Source organism: Mammaliicoccus stepanovicii, from assembly GCF_002902525.1.
GTDB classification, from domain to species: domain Bacteria; phylum Bacillota; class Bacilli; order Staphylococcales; family Staphylococcaceae; genus Mammaliicoccus; species Mammaliicoccus stepanovicii.
This window is the reverse complement of the sequence record NZ_PPQZ01000033.1, coordinates 1-16,981: the sequence shown is the minus strand read 5'-3', so window position 1 is coordinate 16,981 and position 16,981 is coordinate 1. Positions and strand designations below refer to the sequence as shown.

Genomic DNA, 16,981 nt, shown 5'->3' with positions numbered 1-16,981 from the left:
GTCACACCTGTTCCCATGCCGAACACAGAAGTTAAGCTCTTTAGCGCCGATGGTAGTTGGGCTTACGTTCCGCGAGAGTAGGACGTTGCCGGGCAATTAGTTTTATTATTCCACAGTAGCTCAGTGGTAGAGCTATCGGCTGTTAACCGATCGGTCGTAGGTTCGAGTCCTACCTGTGGAGCCATGGCCCCTTGGTCAAGCGGTTAAGACACCGCCCTTTCACGGCGGTAACACGGGTTCGAGTCCCGTAGGGGTCATTTTTATGGAGAATTAGCTCAGCTGGGAGAGCATCTGCCTTACAAGCAGAGGGTCGGCGGTTCGAACCCGTCATTCTCCACCATTTTCTTTAATAAGCTGGAGGGGTAGCGAAGTGGCTAAACGCGGCGGACTGTAAATCCGCTCCTTCGGGTTCGGCAGTTCGAATCTGCCCCCCTCCACCATTGTTGGGCTATAGCCAAGCGGTAAGGCAACGGACTTTGACTCCGTCACCCGCTGGTTCGAATCCAGCTAGCCCAGCCATTAGAGCCATTAGCTCAGTTGGTAGAGCATCTGACTTTTAATCAGAGGGTCAGAGGTTCGAATCCTCTATGGCTCATATTTAGAAACGATAGTAATTACACTATCGTTTCTTTTTTTATTTGCAATTAAAATGTTATGCATGATTCATGCATTTATAATATACATGTATGTATAAATATTTGGAATATATTAATATTAATCACACACCTTTATATAGCTTGATGTAAGGGTTTACATATACTAGAATATAATAGTAATGACAATTAGGGGGTTTTTATTAGATGAATAAACAAATAGAAATAATTGGTGCGCCAACTGCATTTGGTCAACGTAAATTAGGTGTCAATTTTGGTCCAGATGCATTAAGGTATGCTGGATTAATTGAAAGAATCGAAGACATTGGTCATGAAGTAATAGATAAAGGTAATGTAGAATCACCAGAATTAAACATGAAAAAATACAAAGGTGAACAAGAAGGTTTGAGAAATTTAGATGAAGTTATTACTTTTTCTAATAATTTATATGAAGCAGTTAATGAAACTAAAGAAAGAGGTAATTTTCCACTGATACTTGGTGGTGATCATTCTCTATCAATAGGCTCAATTGCAGGCATTAGTAAGCATTATGAGAATTTAGGTGTTATTTGGTATGATGCACATGGTGATTTGAATACATTAGATTCCTCACCAAGTGGTAATATTCATGGTATGCCATTAAGGGCATTGATTGGTGATGGTGATGAACAGCTAGTTAATATTGGTGGTTATAAAAATAAAGTTAAGCCTGAAAATATTGTACTAATTGGTATGAGAGATTTAGATGATGGTGAAAAACAATATATCAAAGAAGTCGGCATACATACTTATACGATGGCGGATATTGATAAACTCGGTATGGATAAAGTTATTCATGAGACAATTGATTACTTAAAAGATAAAACTGATGGCATACATCTTTCATTAGATGTTGATGCATTAGACCCTGTAGAAACGCCTGGTACAGGTACTACTGTCCCTGGTGGAGTTACATATAGAGAAAGTCATTTGGCGATGGAATTATTACATGAATCTAAATTAATTGTCTCTGCTGATTTGGTTGAAGTAAATCCGCTCATTGATGAATATAATAAAACCGCATATCAAGCTATAGGATTAATGGGTTCTTTCTTTGGTGAGAAGTTATTATAATTGACAATTTTATATAAAATTATTATAAATGAAGAGGCTTCTATATTTAGGAGTCTCTTTTTTAATTTAAAGAATAATAAACTTAACATTAAGTATAAAAAATTGATATAATAATGAATAGGTATATGAAACGCGGAGGAGATACTATGCAGTTACCTGACATATTTGGTGAATTGAGTGCCATTAAAGTAATAACAGGAATACTCGATTTAATAATTGTGTGGTATGTATTGTACTTAGTTATTACAGTAGTTAAAGGTACAAAAGCTATACAATTATTAAAAGGCATATTTTTCATCATAATTGGCAGAACAATAAGTAATTTTTTAGATTTAACGACAACAACGGTATTATTTGATTTTGTATTACAGTGGGGATTTTTAGCGATCATTGTAATTTTCCAACCAGAGTTCAGGAGAGCTTTAGAGCAACTAGGGCGTGGTAGCTTATTTAAGCGTGTAAATATAACAACGTCTGCAGAACAAGAAAGATTGACTGACAGTGTTGATAAAGCTGTACAATATATGGCAAAACGACGTATCGGTGCTCTCATTGTATTTGAGAAAGAAACAGGTTTACAAGATTACATAGAAACAGGTATACCTATAAATGCAGATATTTCACAAGAATTATTAACTAATATCTTTATTCCTAACACTCCGTTACATGATGGTGCAATGATTATACAAGAACAAAAAATTGCAACAGCAGCTAGTTACTTACCATTATCGGATAGCCAAAAAATATCCAAAAGTCTCGGTACTAGACATAGAGCAGCTGTAGGTATTTCAGAAGTTTCTGATGCATTTACAGTTATTGTGTCAGAAGAAACAGGTTCGATTTCTGTTACGATTGATGGTAGACTGCGTAAAGATATTTCAAGTGATGCATTTAGAGAGCTATTAGTAGAGCACTGGTTCGGTTCTGTACCAAACAGAAAGGGTGTGAATTAGATGCTAGAGTCGAAATGGGGACTTAGGTTTGTAGCATTAATACTCGCGTTACTCATGTTCTTGTCTGTTAATAATGTATTTGGAAGTTTATTCTCTGAAAATGCATTAAAGAATTCTAATCAAATCATTGAAGATGTTCCGGTTGATACGGTGTATGATTCTAAAGAATTGTACTTATCTGGCGCACCAAAGACAGTAGATGTTAAAGTGTCTGGACCACAATCAACTATATTAAGAGCAGAAAAATTACTTAACTTTAAAGTTGAACTTGATTTGAAAAACAAATCAGTTGGTCAATATAAGCAGAATTTTAAAGTAAAAGGATTGAGTGATGATTTAAAATACGAAGTAATTCCTAAACGTGCAAATGTTTCACTACAAGAAAAAGTTTCTAAAAAATATCCAATAGAAGCAGAAATTAATCAAAGTAGAATAGCTTCTGGCTATGAGTTGATTGGTGAGACAGTGAATCCATCACAAGTTACGATTACAGGTGGCCAAGATGAATTAAACAAAATTGCATATGTGAAAGCAACATTAGATGATACGAAACAATTATCAGAAGATACAACTGAAAAAGCAGGTATAAGTGTATTAGATAGTAATCTTAATAAATTAGATGTACAAATTAGACCTGATACAGTAAATGTTAAAATTAAAGTTCAGAAATCTAGCAAAAAAGTAAGATTGAATCCAGTTACAAAAGGATCAATTAGTAAAGATGTTAATATTAATGATATTCAATTAAATAAATCTGAAGTGAAAGTTTATGGACCAAGGAATGTCTTAGATGGAATTGATTCTATTGATGTTCCAGTCGATGTTTCAAAAGTTGAAGAAAATACAACGAAAACAGTAGATTTAAAATTACCGAATGGTATAGATGATGCTGAATTTAAAAATGTTGAGGCAAAAATTAATGCTTCTAAAAACTAAAAGAATTAAAGGAGAATTACAATATGGGTAAATATTTTGGAACTGACGGTGTAAGAGGTGTAGCTAATTCAGAATTAACACCAGAAATAGCCTTTAGATTAGGCAGATTTGGCGGATACGTATTAGCGAAGAAACATGGTAGTGAGAATCCAAAAGTATTAGTAGGTAGAGATACGCGCGTCTCTGGTGAGATGTTAGAATCAGCTTTAATTGCTGGACTTTCTTCAATTGGCGCAGAAGTCATGAGATTAGGCGTTATATCTACACCAGGCGTTGCTTACTTAACAAGAGTAATGGATGCGGATTTAGGTGTAATGATAAGTGCATCACATAACCCAGTTGCTGATAATGGTATTAAATTCTTTGGTCCTGATGGATTTAAGTTAACAGATGATGAAGAGAATGAAATAGAAAAACTATTAGACTCAACTGAAGATAATTTACCACGTCCGACAGGTAAAGACTTGAACCATACATCAGATTATTTTGAAGGTGCTCAAAAATATATAAGCTATATTAAATCTACAGTAGATGGAGATTTAGATGGACTTAATATTGTTTTGGATGGTGCACATGGCGCTACTTATTCTCTCGCTCCATATTTATTTGGTGATTTAGAAGCAACAAGTGAAACAATAGGATGTAAACCAGACGGATATAACATTAATTTAAATGTAGGATCTACTCATCCAGAAACTTTAGCTGAAGCAGTATTAGAACATGAAGCTGATTTTGGATTAGCATTTGATGGTGATGGCGACAGAATTATAGCTGTTGACGAAAAAGGTCAAATAGTCGATGGTGACCAAATTATGTTTATATTAGCTCAAGATATGGCTAAAAATGGTGAATTAAAAGATAATATGGTCGTATCAACTGTTATGAGTAATTTAGGCTTTTACAAAGCACTTGATAATGAAGGAATCAAATCTAATAAAACCAAAGTTGGCGACAGATATGTTGTAGAAGAAATGAGAAGAGGTTCTTATAGTCTAGGTGGAGAACAATCTGGTCATATAGTATTAATGGATTATAATACTACTGGTGATGGTTTATTAACGGGTGCACATTTAGCTAGTATTGTTAAGAGAACAGGTAAAAACTTAAGTGAATTAGCTAGTCAAATGAAAAAATACCCTCAAAGATTAGTGAATGTAAAAGTTTCAGATAAATATGGTGTAGAAGAAAATGCTAAAGTAGCTGAAATTATAACTAAAGTTGAGGTCGAAATGAACGGTGAAGGTCGTATATTAGTGAGACCATCAGGAACTGAACCATTAGTACGTGTAATGGTAGAAGCAAAGACAGAAGAAGAAGCAGAAAGATTTGTTAATAGTATTGCTGAAGTAGTACAACAAGAAATGGGATTAAATTAAGAAATTTAGATCATAACTAGCTATGAGAAAGCAGTCATTTTGTTCGCACTTTAAATTATAAGTGTGCAAAATGACTGCTTTTATTTTTAGGTGTTAATTATTATTAATAAATATTAACATTATAACGTAAATTAATGTAGTACATAATGGTATTATAATTGCACAACATTACATTTCATTGTAGAATAGAGAGAGTTTATAAAAGGAGGAATGTGAGGTACATTAGATATAGGAAACTTATAGCGCCTGAACAAAGTATACGCATGATTTATGATACATGTATAATCAGATACATGTTGAGAGATTGTTGTTGTCTTTGTTGACGAGGAGGATAGTTATCGAATTATCGGCGGATGCTATCCCGGATGTGGCCCATTCGAAAGTTCAATGTTTAAAGCATATAGGTAACTGTATGTCCAAAGCCATTGAAATAGCCAAGAAATGTATGATGTATAGAAAGCGACTGGGCAAATTTTGAAATTGTCTAACCGCTTATTTAAAATTGGAGGAATTTATTTATGTGTGGAATAGTAGGATATATTGGAACAGCAAATGCTAAAGAATTATTATTAAGAGGATTAGAGAAATTAGAATATAGAGGGTACGATTCAGCTGGTATTGCTGTACGTAACGAAGAAGAAATTAAAGTATTTAAAGCAAAAGGTAGAATTGCCGAATTACGTAAAGCATCAGAATCTGAATTTGATGGCAATGTTGGTATTGGGCATACACGTTGGGCAACGCATGGCGTACCTAACTACGAAAATGCACATCCTCATCAATCAACTTCTGGTCGTTTTACATTAGTTCATAATGGTGTAATTGAAAATTACGAACAACTTAAAAAAGAATTTTTATCTAATATTACATTTAAATCTGATACAGATACTGAAGTAATTGTAGAACTTATTGAATATTTCTCAAATGAAGGATTAACAACAGAAGATGCATTTAATAAAGTTTTATCATTATTACATGGTTCTTATGCTTTAGGCTTATTAGATGAACAAGATTCAGAAAAAATTTATGTAGCCAAAAACAAATCACCATTATTAGTTGGAATTGGTGACGGATTTAATGTAATTGCTTCAGATGCAATTGCAATGTTAGCTGTTACAGATACTTATAAAGAATTAGTAGATAATGAAATTGTAATCGTTAAAAGAGATGAAGTTATCATCAAAGACCAAGATGGTCAAGTAGTTGAGCGTGATAGCTATAAAGCAGAAATTGATGCATCTGATGTAGAAAAAGGTACTTATGATCACTACATGCTTAAAGAAATTCATGAACAACCTGGTGTAATGAGAAATATCATTCAAAATTATCAAGATGATAATGGTGAATTGAAAATAGATAAAGCGATTATTGATGATGTTGCAAAAGCAGATAGAATCTATATCGTTGCATGTGGTACAAGCTACCATGCTGGTTTAGTAGGTAAAGAGTTCATTGAAAAATGGGCAGGCGTTCCAACAGAAGTACATGTTGCATCTGAATTTGTATACAATATGCCTTTATTATCAGAAAAACCATTATTTATCTTTATTTCACAATCAGGTGAAACTGCCGATAGCCGTGCAGTATTAGTTGAAGCTAAACGTTTAGGACATAAATCATTAACAATCACAAACGTTCCAGGTTCTACATTGTCTCGTGAAGCGGATCATACTTTAATCTTACATGCAGGACCAGAAATTGCTGTTGCATCTACAAAAGCATATACAGCACAAATAGCAGTATTAGCTATTCTTTCGCAAGTTGTTGCGACTGCACATGGTAAAGACACTGGTGTTGATATAATCCCTGAACTTGGTAAAGTAACAACTGCTATTACAGCAATCGTTGATGACGCACCAAAAATGGAACAAATTGCGAAAGATTTCTTAGAAACAACACGTAATGCATTCTTTATTGGTCGTACTATGGATTATTATGTAGGACTTGAAGGAGCACTAAAACTTAAAGAAATCTCTTATATTCAAGCTGAAGGTTTTGCTGGTGGAGAATTGAAACACGGTACAATCGCATTAATAGAAGAAGGCACACCGATTATTGCTTTAGCTACTCAAGAAAAAGTTAATTTATCTATTCGTGGTAATGTTAAAGAAGTAGTAGCGCGTGGTGCTAACCCTTGTATTATTTCTATGGAAGGCTTAGAACATGATAATGATACTTATGTCATTCCAGTTGTACATGAAATGCTATCACCATTAGTTTCAGTTGTTACATTACAATTAATCTCATACTATGCAGCATTACACAGAGGCTGTGATGTAGATAAACCACGTAACTTAGCTAAATCAGTTACAGTTGAATAATGAACGATAATCAATATAATATTTAATCGAACAAAACAGAAACAATTCCTATTAATTTTAGGGAATGTTTCTGTTTTTATTTGTAGATAAAAACATAATTTAAACAAAACAAATAACTTGAAATTCATACCCTATAGGGGTATATTGTAATAAAGAAAGGACGTGAAGAAATGGAAGAATTTAAACATGAACATCCACCAACTCCGAGAACTAGAGAAGAGAAAGATAAAGTCATAAACAGACTTAAAAGAATAGAAGGTCAAGTAAGAGGTATTCAAAATATGGTTGAAGATGATCGCTATTGTTTAGATGTACTTGTACAAATTAGCGCGATTCAATCAGCACTTAAAAATGTAGGTTTTGCTGTTACTGAACGTCATATGCAACATTGTGTTTCTGATGCTATCCAAAATGGTGATGGCGAAGAAATGATAGATGAATTATTAACAGTGCTTAAACAATTTTCTAAATAAGATGAGGTGATTATAAATGGGTGAAATCAAGAATACGACTATAGGTATAACAGGAATGACATGTGCAGCTTGTTCAAGCCGTATCGAAAAAGTATTAAATAGAATGGATGGAGCCGATGCTATAGTTAACCTTTCAACAGAAAAAGCGTCAATCAAATATGATCCAGAGAAGATAACCGTAAATGATATAAACAATAAAATTGAAAATTTAGGTTATGGCGTTTTAATTGAGAGTGTGGAATTAGATATTTTTGGGATGACATGTGCAGCTTGTTCAAGTCGAATCGAAAAAGTATTGAACCGCCAAGAAGGTATAGATAAAGCTATAGTTAATTTAGCTACTGAAGAAGCCAATATAGCATACAATCCCGAAATGATTAACTTAAATGAAATAATTAACAAGATTAAAAATTTAGGCTATGATGCCCAATCTAAAGTAGGTAATGAAGAAAAAGCAACACATAAAGAAAAAACAATAAAGAAAATGAAAACAAAATTAACTATTTCTGCTATTCTTTCATTACCTTTGATCGTGACTATGTTTGTACATTTATTTAATATGTCACTACCAAGTATATTTATGAATCCGTGGTTCCAATTTACTTTAGCTACACCTGTACAATTTATAATCGGATGGCAATTTTATGTAGGTGCATACAAAAATCTGAAAAATGGTGGAGCAAATATGGATGTACTTGTTGCTTTAGGTACAAGCGCAGCTTATTTCTATAGTTTATATGAAGCGATAAAAACAATTGGAAATCCTGAATATATACCACACTTGTATTTTGAAACGAGTGCAGTTTTAATAACTTTAATATTATTTGGTAAATTTTTAGAGCAAAATGCCAAAAGTCAAACGACTAATGCGATATCTTCTTTATTAAAACTTCAAGTGAAAGAAGCAAGAGTTATTAGAAATAATGTAGAAATGATGATTGCAACTGAGGATCTTGTTGTTGGCGATAGGATGGTGATTAAACCTGGAGAGAAAATTCCTGTAGACGGTAAAATATTAAAAGGTAGAACTTCAATTGATGAATCAATGATTACAGGTGAATCCATCCCAGTTGAAAAAACGATAAATGAAAATGTAATTGGCTCTACAATTAATAAAAATGGCCTTATTGAAGTGGAGGCTACAAAAGTAGGAAAAGATACAGCTTTAGCTTCTATCGTTAAAGTTGTAGAAGATGCACAAGGTTCTAAAGCACCAATACAAAGATTAGCAGACATTATTTCAGGATACTTTGTACCTATCGTAGTAGGGTTAGCCGTTATTACATTTATAATCTGGTTTGTATTCGTGCAACCAGGACAATTTGAAGATGCGTTAATTGCATCAATAGCAGTTTTAGTTATTGCATGTCCATGTGCTCTCGGATTAGCTACCCCAACTTCCATTATGGTTGGTACAGGTAAAGCGGCAGAAAATGGCATATTATTTAAAGGTGGAGAGCATTTAGAGCAGACACACCAGTTAAATACAATTGTATTAGATAAGACAGGGACTATCACGAAAGGTAAACCAGAAGTAACTGATTTTACTGGTGATAATGAAATTTTACGACTATTAGCAAGTGCTGAAAAAGGTTCAGAGCATCCATTAGCAGAAGCAATAGTAGCATATGCTACTGAACAGGATATTAACTTGTTAGAAGTAACCAGTTTTGATGCTATTCCAGGTCAAGGCATAAAAGCCATCATACAAAATAAAGAAATATTAGTTGGAAATAGAAAACTATTAGATGGATATAACGTTGATATAAATGGGGAAGAAGGAAGTTTATCAGAGTATGAAGCAGAAGGTAAAACAGCGATGATGATTGCTATAGATCAACGTTTTGAAGGTATTGTAGCAGTTGCAGATACTATAAAAGAAACAGCTGCTGAAGCAATTAAATTAATTCAAGACGAAGGACTAGAAGTGATTATGTTAACTGGTGATAATACGCGTACTGCAAAAGCAATAGCAAGACAAGTAGGTGTAGATTCAGTTATTGCTGAAGTATTACCTGAAGAAAAGGCAGAGAAGATTAAAGAATTACAATCGCAAAGAAAGAAAGTAGCAATGGTAGGAGACGGTGTAAATGATGCACCAGCGTTAGCGATCGCAGACATAGGAATAGCAATAGGAACTGGAACAGAAGTGGCAATAGAAGCTGCTGATGTCACTATTTTGGGTGGAGAACTATTATTAATACCTAAAGCGATAAAGATTAGCCACGCAACTATAAAAAATATTAAACAGAACCTCTTCTGGGCTTTTGGTTATAATACAGCAGGCATTCCAATTGCAGCTTTAGGGTTACTAGCACCATGGGTAGCAGGTGCAGCTATGGCATTAAGTTCAGTAAGTGTTGTTACAAATGCATTAAGACTTAAAAAAGTAAAACTATAATATAAGGAGATGTTAATGATGGAAAAAACAATTCAAGTAGAAGGTATGACATGTGAACATTGTAAATCAGCTGTAGAAGGTGCGCTCAATAAATTAAACGGCGTAAATCAAGCAACTGTTGATTTAGAACAAGGGAATGTAACCGTTACATTTGACGAAAATAATATTGAAATTGAACAAATGAATGAAGCAATTGAAGACCAAGGTTATGATGTGATAAATAAATAATTATAATGTTCATCCTTAGGTCTGACTCTCTTTAATAAGATTTGCTATATAATTAATATATGAATTTTTTATGTTTAGCTTCAATCATATGAAGGTATTAAAATGAAAATTACAATTTAAAGGAGCAAATTAATGGAGAGTTGGATTACAAATATAATGGAACAATTTGGCTATTTTGGTATTGCCTTATTAATTTTAATAGAGAATGTTTTCCCGCCTATTCCATCTGAAGTAATATTAACATTTGGTGGATTTATGACGACAAAGTCTGATTTAACTGTGTTTGGTGTTGTAGTAGCATCTACTATTGGATCTGTCGTAGGTGCATTTATTCTATATTGGATTGGTCGCATATTAAATGTTGAAAGAATTGAACGTATAGTTGAAAAGTGGGGTAAGTATTTAAGATTAACGAAAGAAGATGTTAGAAAGGCAGATGCTTGGTTTGATAAGTATGGTCCTTGGACAGTATTCTTTTGTCGATTTATTCCACTTATTAGAAGTTTGATCTCTATTCCTGCTGGTATGAGTGGAATGAATCAATGGGTATTTTTATCTTTGACGACACTAGGAACATTAATATGGAATTTAGTATTAGTATTAATTGGTGCAAAAGTTGGAAGTAACTGGCATCAAATTGTGAACTATATGGATATCTATTCAAATGTGATGTACATAATCATTGCATTAGGCGTGATTATATTTATAGTATGGTTTGTTAAAAAGAAAAAATAATACACATAAGGGGTGTATATATGATTCGATTATGTGAGCGACTTACAGAAAAACATGAAGTCTTGATGTCATTAGCAGATGATAACAAAATGGCTATCAATGATTATACACAAAGAGGTAATGTATATGAATTTATATTAGATAGCGAAGTTGTTGGTGTTGCAGTGAGTATTATGACACGTCCAAATACACTAGAATTGGTTAATCTTGCGGTTGATCCTGAACAACAAGGAAAAGGAATAGGTCGAGAAATGATTCGTTTCATTATTGAGACAGCCAAAGCATCAAATTGTCACACTGTTACTGTAGGAACTGGAAATTCAGGCATTGGACAATTGAAATTGTATCAGCAAGAAGGATTTAGAATGAAATCAATCGATACAGATTATTTCTTAAAACATTATGCTGAACCCATTTATGAAAATGGTATTCGATGTAAAGATATGGTTCATTTAGAAATAGACTTATTAAGGTAACCTTTTAGGTTGCCTTTTTATTATAAAGTGGTATATTTTATGTGATATAAAAAATATACTTAAAAAGAGGTAAATAGCATGTTTCATAATAAAGATGCCACATTAGTTACGGGAATTATATTGAACGTTCGAGATTTAGAAAAAATGAAAGTATTTTATGAAAGTGTATTGGGGTTAGATATTATTGAACAAGATCATGAGCATATTCAGTTTCGTATAGGTAAATCAGAGCATACTATAACATTGAAATCATTGTTAGATGGCCGTACACCTAGTATGAGAGAAGCAGGTTTGTTTCATGTTGCGCTATTATTGCCGACACGTTCTGACCTTGCAAATTTTTTAGTGCATGTTTCAAGATTAAATGTACAAATTGGTGCAGGAGATCATATTGTCAGTGAAGCATTATATTTAAATGATCCTGAAGGTAATGGAATAGAAGTATATTGTGATCGCGATAGTCAAAGTTGGAATTGGAAAAATGGTCAAGTTAAAATGGACACAGTCGAATTAAATATAGAAAATTTAATACAAGCATCATCAAATAATGGCTGGAATCGTATGCCGAATGGTGCTGTGTTAGGACATTTGCATTTAAAAACGCATGATATAGAAGAAGCAAAGCCATTTTATTTAAACATATTAAATTTAGATGTGGTCGTTGGCAATTTCCCGAAAGCTTTGTTTATGTCATCGAAAGATTATCATCATCATATTGCAATCAACACATGGCAATCTCATAAAAAACTAGAAAATAGTGAAGCCAGTTATGGTATTTCAAGAATATCAATGCAAGTACCTAATTTAAAGAAACAAACTTTAATCTCACCAGAAGGGTTACCCTTCGATATAAATAAACAATAATAAGATTAAAGTACCTTAGTGAGACTTATCTTTAATATAACGTATCTATCATGTACAATAAGTGAATATTAAGAAAATTTTGATAGATAAGAGGGATAAACATTGTTACTTAATTTAGAACATATTAATTGGATTAGAGAAGGTAAGTTTATATTAAAAGATATTTCTTGGGAAATAAATGATGGTCAACATTGGGTATTATATGGATTAAATGGTGCAGGTAAGTCGACGATATTAGATATTATCAATGCTTACACTGCACCTTCATCTGGGAACTTTGAAATATTAGATATGAAGCAAGGAAAGAAAGGCTATTCTGCAGATAGTATACGTAAACAAATTGGGTATGTATCATCTTCATTATTCAAAAAAATGAGACAAGAAGATAATGCATTTACTACGATTATAAGTGGTGCTTATGCTTCGATTGGTGTATATGAAGACCCGAGTGAAGAAACTAAAGATAAAGCTAAAGAAATCGCAGACACGTTAGGTATTACACCTTATATTAATAGACGTTTTTCAACATTATCTCAAGGTGAACAAACGCGTGTACTTATAGGACGAGCATTGATGTCTGAACCTAGGTTGCTCATTTTGGATGAACCTACAAATGGCTTAGATTTTGTAGCGCGTGAAGATTTATTAGAACGAATCGAAGAAATAGGCAAAGATGTGAATGGACCAACCATGATATACGTCACGCACCATTTAGAAGAAGTGTTACCCGTATTTAAGCATATTTTATTACTGAATAATGGAAAAGTATTTGAATCTGGAAAGATACACGACATCGTTAATTCAGAGAATATGAGTCGTTTATTTAACATGAATGTCAATGTAACGTTCAACAATGAACGCCCAATATTATCGAAAATGTAATAAAAACTAAAGAATTGCCTTTATGAAACCATCGTGAAATAATAGTTTAGTTAAATAAATTTTGGAGGAAGCAACATGACAAGTGAAGTAGTATTTTTAGATATGGATGGAACAATTTTAAATGAAAATAATAGAGTTACGGAATATACATGTGATATTATCAACCAAGTTCGTCAAAAAGGCATAAAAGTATTTATAGCGACTGGTAGAGCATTTGATGAAATTAGTTATTTAATCCCTGATAATTTCGAAGTTGATGGCGTTATAGCATCAAATGGTGCAGTAGGCTATGTTGGTGATAAGGAAATATTTAAACATCAACTTCCAATGGAAACAGTGCATAAATTACTCGAATTAGCTGAAGAAGATCATATCTATTATGAACTATTCCCATATTATAAAAATAGAATAGCGTTAAAACGGGATAAAGCATATTTAGAAGCAGAAATTTATGGTGACGAAATTGGAGAAATAACAACACATGAAATGAAATCACGTATAGAAGCCTTAGCTGAAAAAATAGACTGGGTGGATACTGTTCCTAATGATGCATATTCTAAATTTTACTTTGTAAATAAGAAAGAAGCAGAAATTAGAAAATGGCAAGACAAGCTTGAACCAATGAAAGAAGAACTTAACATTTCTATTTCACATTCATCAACTTGTAATTTAGAAACAATGCCTAAAGGTGTTAACAAAGCTACAGCCATTCAAGAAGTATTGAAGTATTTAAATATGATGGATGATGCTGTTACTTATGCGGTTGGAGATAGTGATAATGATCGACAAATGCTTGAATACGTTGATTATCCCATCGTCATGAAAAATACACCAGATCATATTAAAGCATTAAGCAAAGAAGTAACAGCTCATACCAATTCAGATAATGGGGTTGCTGAATATTTAAAAGATAAGTTCTTAAATAAATAACAGAGAAAGCTGAGGACTAATCTAAGGATAACAGTCTTCAGTTTTTTTATGTAGTTCAAACATGATTCTTCAGAACTACATTACAGCATATTATCCACTTCGTGACGCGAATTTCAATATATTTTTTAAACTATAAATGATTCAGGTAATATATTTAATACTCTATCAATAGTTTTGCGATTATAAGATATTAATCCAACTTCTCTATAGTAATCTGATAGTTTTTTTGAAACAAGATCCATACTTTCTACTCTAGTTGCTAAAGATTTTGGAATTATTGTGATGCCTTGCCCAGTTTTAACGCTAGCAAAAATTGATTCAAGATTTTCTTTACATTCAATGTTTAGTTTCATATTTGAAAAATTTGATTTGATAAATGCAAGGGTGTCACAAGGAGGGGATAATAAAAATATTTTATAATTTAATAAATCCTCTATATACACATTTGAGTTGAAAATAAGATTATTATTTTTTTGAAAGACTATCATATATTCTTCACGGTACAATGTTTCATAAAATAATTTTGTACTATTGGAAGAAGATATATCCCCAGTAATAATATCTATATCTCCATTATATAAGTGGTTTAGGAGGACTTGAGTGTTATTTTCTATTTTTACATCTACATTAGCGTGAACTAATTTATCTTTAGTATCTTTTATTCTGTATAAAGAAAAACTAGGCAACATACCCATTCGTATTTTAGAGGTATTAACAGTATTAGTCTTTAACTTTAATTTTTTCAAAGTCTGACTAATCTCTATAAGTTCATCTAAAACAATATCTCCATTTTTAGTAAGAAATATTCCTCTTGATGTTCTATAAAATAAGTCACAATCAAAATAATTTTCAATTTGCTTTATTCGCATACTAAGTGCTGGCGGACTGATGTGTAGTAATTTTGAAGCATTGTTAATACTTTTAGTTTCAGCAACTTTAATAAAATCTTCTATATAATCAATATTCATAAAATTACTCCTATTCATATTTGCTTAATACCTGTCTTAAGGTAATGATTATTCCCTGACTAAGCATATCATATTACTACGAAAATATATCAACAAATAAAGGTGAGAAATATGATTACTTTCAGGAGTCTGATATTTTAACAAAAGACTTAAATAATTTTGATAGGATTGGTTAAAAATGAAGAGAATTTGGATATTAACGTTAGGTATGTTTGCTTTAGGAATGGATACATATATAGTTGCAGGATTATTGCCTGATATGGGTAGTACTTTTCATAAAAACAGTGCTCAGATAGGTCAGGGTGTCACAGTCTTCACTTTGTTCTTTGCTTTGTCAGCACCTGTTTTTTCGACAATATTAGCAAAGTATTCTGTAAAGAAAATACTATTAATAGCATTATTAACTTTTGGGGTAGCTAATAAGATGACTATGCTTTCTATGAATTACTATTTTTATATATTGTCAAGATGTATAGCTGGATTAGGGGCGGGACTTTTTTCACCTATGGCAGTGAGTTCCGGTGGTTATTTGGTCGAACAAAAGTATAAAGGAAAAGCTTTAGCATTTATTGTAGGAGGTATGAGTGTAGGTACTGTTGTTGGTGTACCTGTGGGCTTACAATTAGCGAATTTATTTAATTGGCGTAATCGTATTAATAAGCATTATCGCATTTATAAGTGTTTATTTTCTACTTCCTAATTTTAAATTACCAGCAACACCAAGTTTAAAAGAGAGATTCTCACTGTTCATAAATCCTCATGTTTTAAGAGTAGTTTCTGTAACTATATGTGCTGCAATAGCTAGTTTAGGTTTGTATACTTATTTATCGTAAGTTATTAGCGAATATCTTTCTACGAATTATATTAGTTTATTCTTAACTTTTTGGGGCGTTGGAGGATTAATTGGTAGTTTTGGTGTTGGATTTATAATTGATAAATTCAAAAATACTAGATATTTAATGCTGTCAATTTTATTCGTTTTGACATTGAGTATATTGTTTATACCTATTTTGATTAAAACACCAATATTATCAGTCCTCCCTTTTTTATTGTGGGGAGCTATGGGATGGGCAACTCAAGCACCACAACAACATATACTATTAAAAAATCATGAAAAACATGGAAGTGCTTCAGTGGCTTTAAATAGTTCATTAAATTATTTAGGAAGTACTTTGGGAGCAGCATTAGGAGGTATTCTGCTAGCGCAAGGTTTGCATATAAATATACTTATTTATAGTAGTGGTGTTAGGGATTCTAATTCAGTTAGTGAATATATTTATAGATAAAGGGAGAGTTTAAATGTATACAAAAAAATGTGATAATTTAGTTAATGAATTTAAAATTTCATATATAAATGGAATTAGAAGTATAAACAATGCTAAAAAAGTATTTAAGCATCATGATATTTTGGGTATAGAATAAAAGAAAAATTCTTGAATCAATCATAAAAAAAGAACTCGCTTGAGTTGGGAACTGTCCCTGTCAAGTAGACAACTAAATAATAAAATTGTCTTATTGGGCCTGAGACATAAAGTTTCGGAAACTCAAATAAAAGACGAAATTCACGATAAAAAGTGAGTTTCGTCTTTTAAGTTTCTGAAACCTTATGTTTTAGACTTTTTACTCTAGACATTCTTAACAATCGTTATTAATTAAATTATATAATCAATACAATTAAGAAAGAAAAATTATTTTTTATACATTTTTATTATTGTGTTTATAAGATATATAA

At 32.3% G+C, this 16,981-nt stretch carries 14 protein-coding genes, 6 tRNA genes, 1 rRNA gene and 1 pseudogene; 21 read left to right on the top strand and 1 reads right to left on the bottom strand.

Annotated features, from left to right (window positions below):
* The 20 genes from rrf to CD111_RS06530 all read left to right on the top strand — a co-directional run.
* Positions 1–94: ribosomal RNA gene (rrf, locus tag CD111_RS06625) — 5S ribosomal RNA — on the top strand; the annotation flags it as partial.
* A 15-nt stretch (positions 95–109) separates the two neighbouring features.
* A tRNA-Asn gene (locus tag CD111_RS06620) sits at positions 110–184 on the top strand.
* 1 nt (position 185) lies between these two features.
* Positions 186–257: transfer RNA gene (locus CD111_RS06615), tRNA-Glu, on the top strand.
* A gap of 7 nt (positions 258–264) precedes the next feature.
* A tRNA-Val gene (locus CD111_RS06610) sits at positions 265–340 on the top strand.
* A gap of 16 nt (positions 341–356) precedes the next feature.
* Positions 357–440: transfer RNA gene (locus tag CD111_RS06605), tRNA-Tyr, on the top strand.
* 4 nt (positions 441–444) lie between these two features.
* Positions 445–519: transfer RNA gene (locus tag CD111_RS06600), tRNA-Gln, on the top strand.
* Positions 520–522: 3 nt separating this feature from the next.
* Positions 523–595: transfer RNA gene (locus tag CD111_RS06595), tRNA-Lys, on the top strand.
* A 205-nt stretch (positions 596–800) separates the two neighbouring features.
* Positions 801–1,706, top strand: a complete 906-nt coding sequence (rocF, locus tag CD111_RS06590; RefSeq protein WP_095085924.1) for an arginase — start codon at positions 801–803, stop codon at positions 1,704–1,706.
* A 146-nt stretch (positions 1,707–1,852) separates the two neighbouring features.
* Positions 1,853–2,659 carry a diadenylate cyclase CdaA gene (cdaA, locus tag CD111_RS06585; RefSeq protein WP_095085928.1) on the top strand — a complete coding sequence of 269 codons (807 nt, stop codon included), beginning with the start codon at positions 1,853–1,855 and terminating at the stop codon, positions 2,657–2,659.
* Positions 2,660–3,595, top strand: a complete 936-nt coding sequence (locus tag CD111_RS06580) for a CdaR family protein (protein ID WP_095085931.1) — start codon at positions 2,660–2,662, stop codon at positions 3,593–3,595.
* 23 nt (positions 3,596–3,618) lie between these two features.
* Positions 3,619–4,971, top strand: a complete 1,353-nt coding sequence (glmM, locus tag CD111_RS06575) for a phosphoglucosamine mutase (protein ID WP_095085934.1) — start codon at positions 3,619–3,621, stop codon at positions 4,969–4,971.
* 518 nt (positions 4,972–5,489) lie between these two features.
* Complete coding sequence (glmS, locus tag CD111_RS06570) at positions 5,490–7,292, top strand: glutamine--fructose-6-phosphate transaminase (isomerizing) (RefSeq protein WP_095085936.1); 1,803 nt, start codon at positions 5,490–5,492, stop codon at positions 7,290–7,292.
* 170 nt (positions 7,293–7,462) lie between these two features.
* The gene (locus CD111_RS06565) at positions 7,463–7,765 is read left to right on the top strand and encodes a metal-sensing transcriptional repressor (protein ID WP_095085939.1); all 303 of its coding nucleotides are present in this window, start codon (positions 7,463–7,465) and stop codon (positions 7,763–7,765) included.
* Positions 7,766–7,781: 16 nt separating this feature from the next.
* Positions 7,782–10,166 (top strand): heavy metal translocating P-type ATPase, encoded by a 2,385-nt coding sequence (locus CD111_RS06560; RefSeq protein ID WP_095085942.1) that lies wholly within the window; start codon positions 7,782–7,784, stop codon positions 10,164–10,166.
* Between the two features lie 15 nt (positions 10,167–10,181).
* Positions 10,182–10,394 (top strand): copper chaperone CopZ, encoded by a 213-nt coding sequence (copZ, locus tag CD111_RS06555; protein ID WP_095085945.1) that lies wholly within the window; start codon positions 10,182–10,184, stop codon positions 10,392–10,394.
* A 132-nt stretch (positions 10,395–10,526) separates the two neighbouring features.
* The gene (locus tag CD111_RS06550) at positions 10,527–11,129 is read left to right on the top strand and encodes a DedA family protein (protein ID WP_095085949.1); all 603 of its coding nucleotides are present in this window, start codon (positions 10,527–10,529) and stop codon (positions 11,127–11,129) included.
* A gap of 20 nt (positions 11,130–11,149) precedes the next feature.
* The gene (locus tag CD111_RS06545; protein ID WP_095085955.1) at positions 11,150–11,605 is read left to right on the top strand and encodes a GNAT family N-acetyltransferase; all 456 of its coding nucleotides are present in this window, start codon (positions 11,150–11,152) and stop codon (positions 11,603–11,605) included.
* 78 nt (positions 11,606–11,683) lie between these two features.
* The gene (locus CD111_RS06540) at positions 11,684–12,469 is read left to right on the top strand and encodes a VOC family protein (RefSeq protein WP_095085956.1); all 786 of its coding nucleotides are present in this window, start codon (positions 11,684–11,686) and stop codon (positions 12,467–12,469) included.
* A 102-nt stretch (positions 12,470–12,571) separates the two neighbouring features.
* Positions 12,572–13,351 (top strand): ABC transporter ATP-binding protein, encoded by a 780-nt coding sequence (locus tag CD111_RS06535; protein ID WP_095085958.1) that lies wholly within the window; start codon positions 12,572–12,574, stop codon positions 13,349–13,351.
* A 75-nt stretch (positions 13,352–13,426) separates the two neighbouring features.
* Positions 13,427–14,281 carry an HAD family hydrolase gene (locus CD111_RS06530; RefSeq protein ID WP_095085960.1) on the top strand — a complete coding sequence of 285 codons (855 nt, stop codon included), beginning with the start codon at positions 13,427–13,429 and terminating at the stop codon, positions 14,279–14,281.
* 125 nt (positions 14,282–14,406) lie between these two features.
* Here CD111_RS06530 and CD111_RS06525 read toward each other — a convergent pair whose 3' ends face one another.
* The gene (locus CD111_RS06525; protein WP_158245679.1) at positions 14,407–15,249 is read right to left on the bottom strand and encodes a LysR family transcriptional regulator; all 843 of its coding nucleotides are present in this window, start codon (positions 15,247–15,249) and stop codon (positions 14,407–14,409) included.
* 178 nt (positions 15,250–15,427) lie between these two features.
* On the opposite strand from CD111_RS06525, the pseudogene CD111_RS06520 reads away from it, so the two are divergent.
* Positions 15,428–16,548 (top strand): annotated as a pseudogene (locus CD111_RS06520) (MFS transporter).
* Positions 16,549–16,981 lie beyond the last annotated feature (433 nt).

Excerpts from the sequence above, each read along its gene's own strand:
- CD111_RS06550 (WP_095085949.1), top strand. The coding sequence starts at position 10,527 with ATGGAGAGTTGGATTACAAATATAATGGAACAATTTGGCTATTTTGGT.
- rocF (WP_095085924.1), top strand. The coding sequence starts at position 801 with ATGAATAAACAAATAGAAATAATTGGTGCGCCAACTGCATTTGGTCAA.
- copZ (WP_095085945.1), top strand. The coding sequence starts at position 10,182 with ATGATGGAAAAAACAATTCAAGTAGAAGGTATGACATGTGAACATTGT.
- CD111_RS06540 (WP_095085956.1), top strand. The coding sequence starts at position 11,684 with ATGTTTCATAATAAAGATGCCACATTAGTTACGGGAATTATATTGAAC.
- CD111_RS06580 (WP_095085931.1), top strand. The coding sequence starts at position 2,660 with ATGCTAGAGTCGAAATGGGGACTTAGGTTTGTAGCATTAATACTCGCG.
- CD111_RS06530 (WP_095085960.1), top strand. The coding sequence starts at position 13,427 with ATGACAAGTGAAGTAGTATTTTTAGATATGGATGGAACAATTTTAAAT.
- glmM (WP_095085934.1), top strand. The coding sequence starts at position 3,619 with ATGGGTAAATATTTTGGAACTGACGGTGTAAGAGGTGTAGCTAATTCA.
- CD111_RS06560 (WP_095085942.1), top strand. The coding sequence starts at position 7,782 with ATGGGTGAAATCAAGAATACGACTATAGGTATAACAGGAATGACATGT.
- CD111_RS06545 (WP_095085955.1), top strand. The coding sequence starts at position 11,150 with ATGATTCGATTATGTGAGCGACTTACAGAAAAACATGAAGTCTTGATG.
- cdaA (WP_095085928.1), top strand. The coding sequence starts at position 1,853 with ATGCAGTTACCTGACATATTTGGTGAATTGAGTGCCATTAAAGTAATA.
- glmS (WP_095085936.1), top strand. The coding sequence starts at position 5,490 with ATGTGTGGAATAGTAGGATATATTGGAACAGCAAATGCTAAAGAATTA.
- CD111_RS06565 (WP_095085939.1), top strand. The coding sequence starts at position 7,463 with ATGGAAGAATTTAAACATGAACATCCACCAACTCCGAGAACTAGAGAA.
- CD111_RS06525 (WP_158245679.1), bottom strand. The coding sequence starts at position 15,249 with ATGAATATTGATTATATAGAAGATTTTATTAAAGTTGCTGAAACTAAA.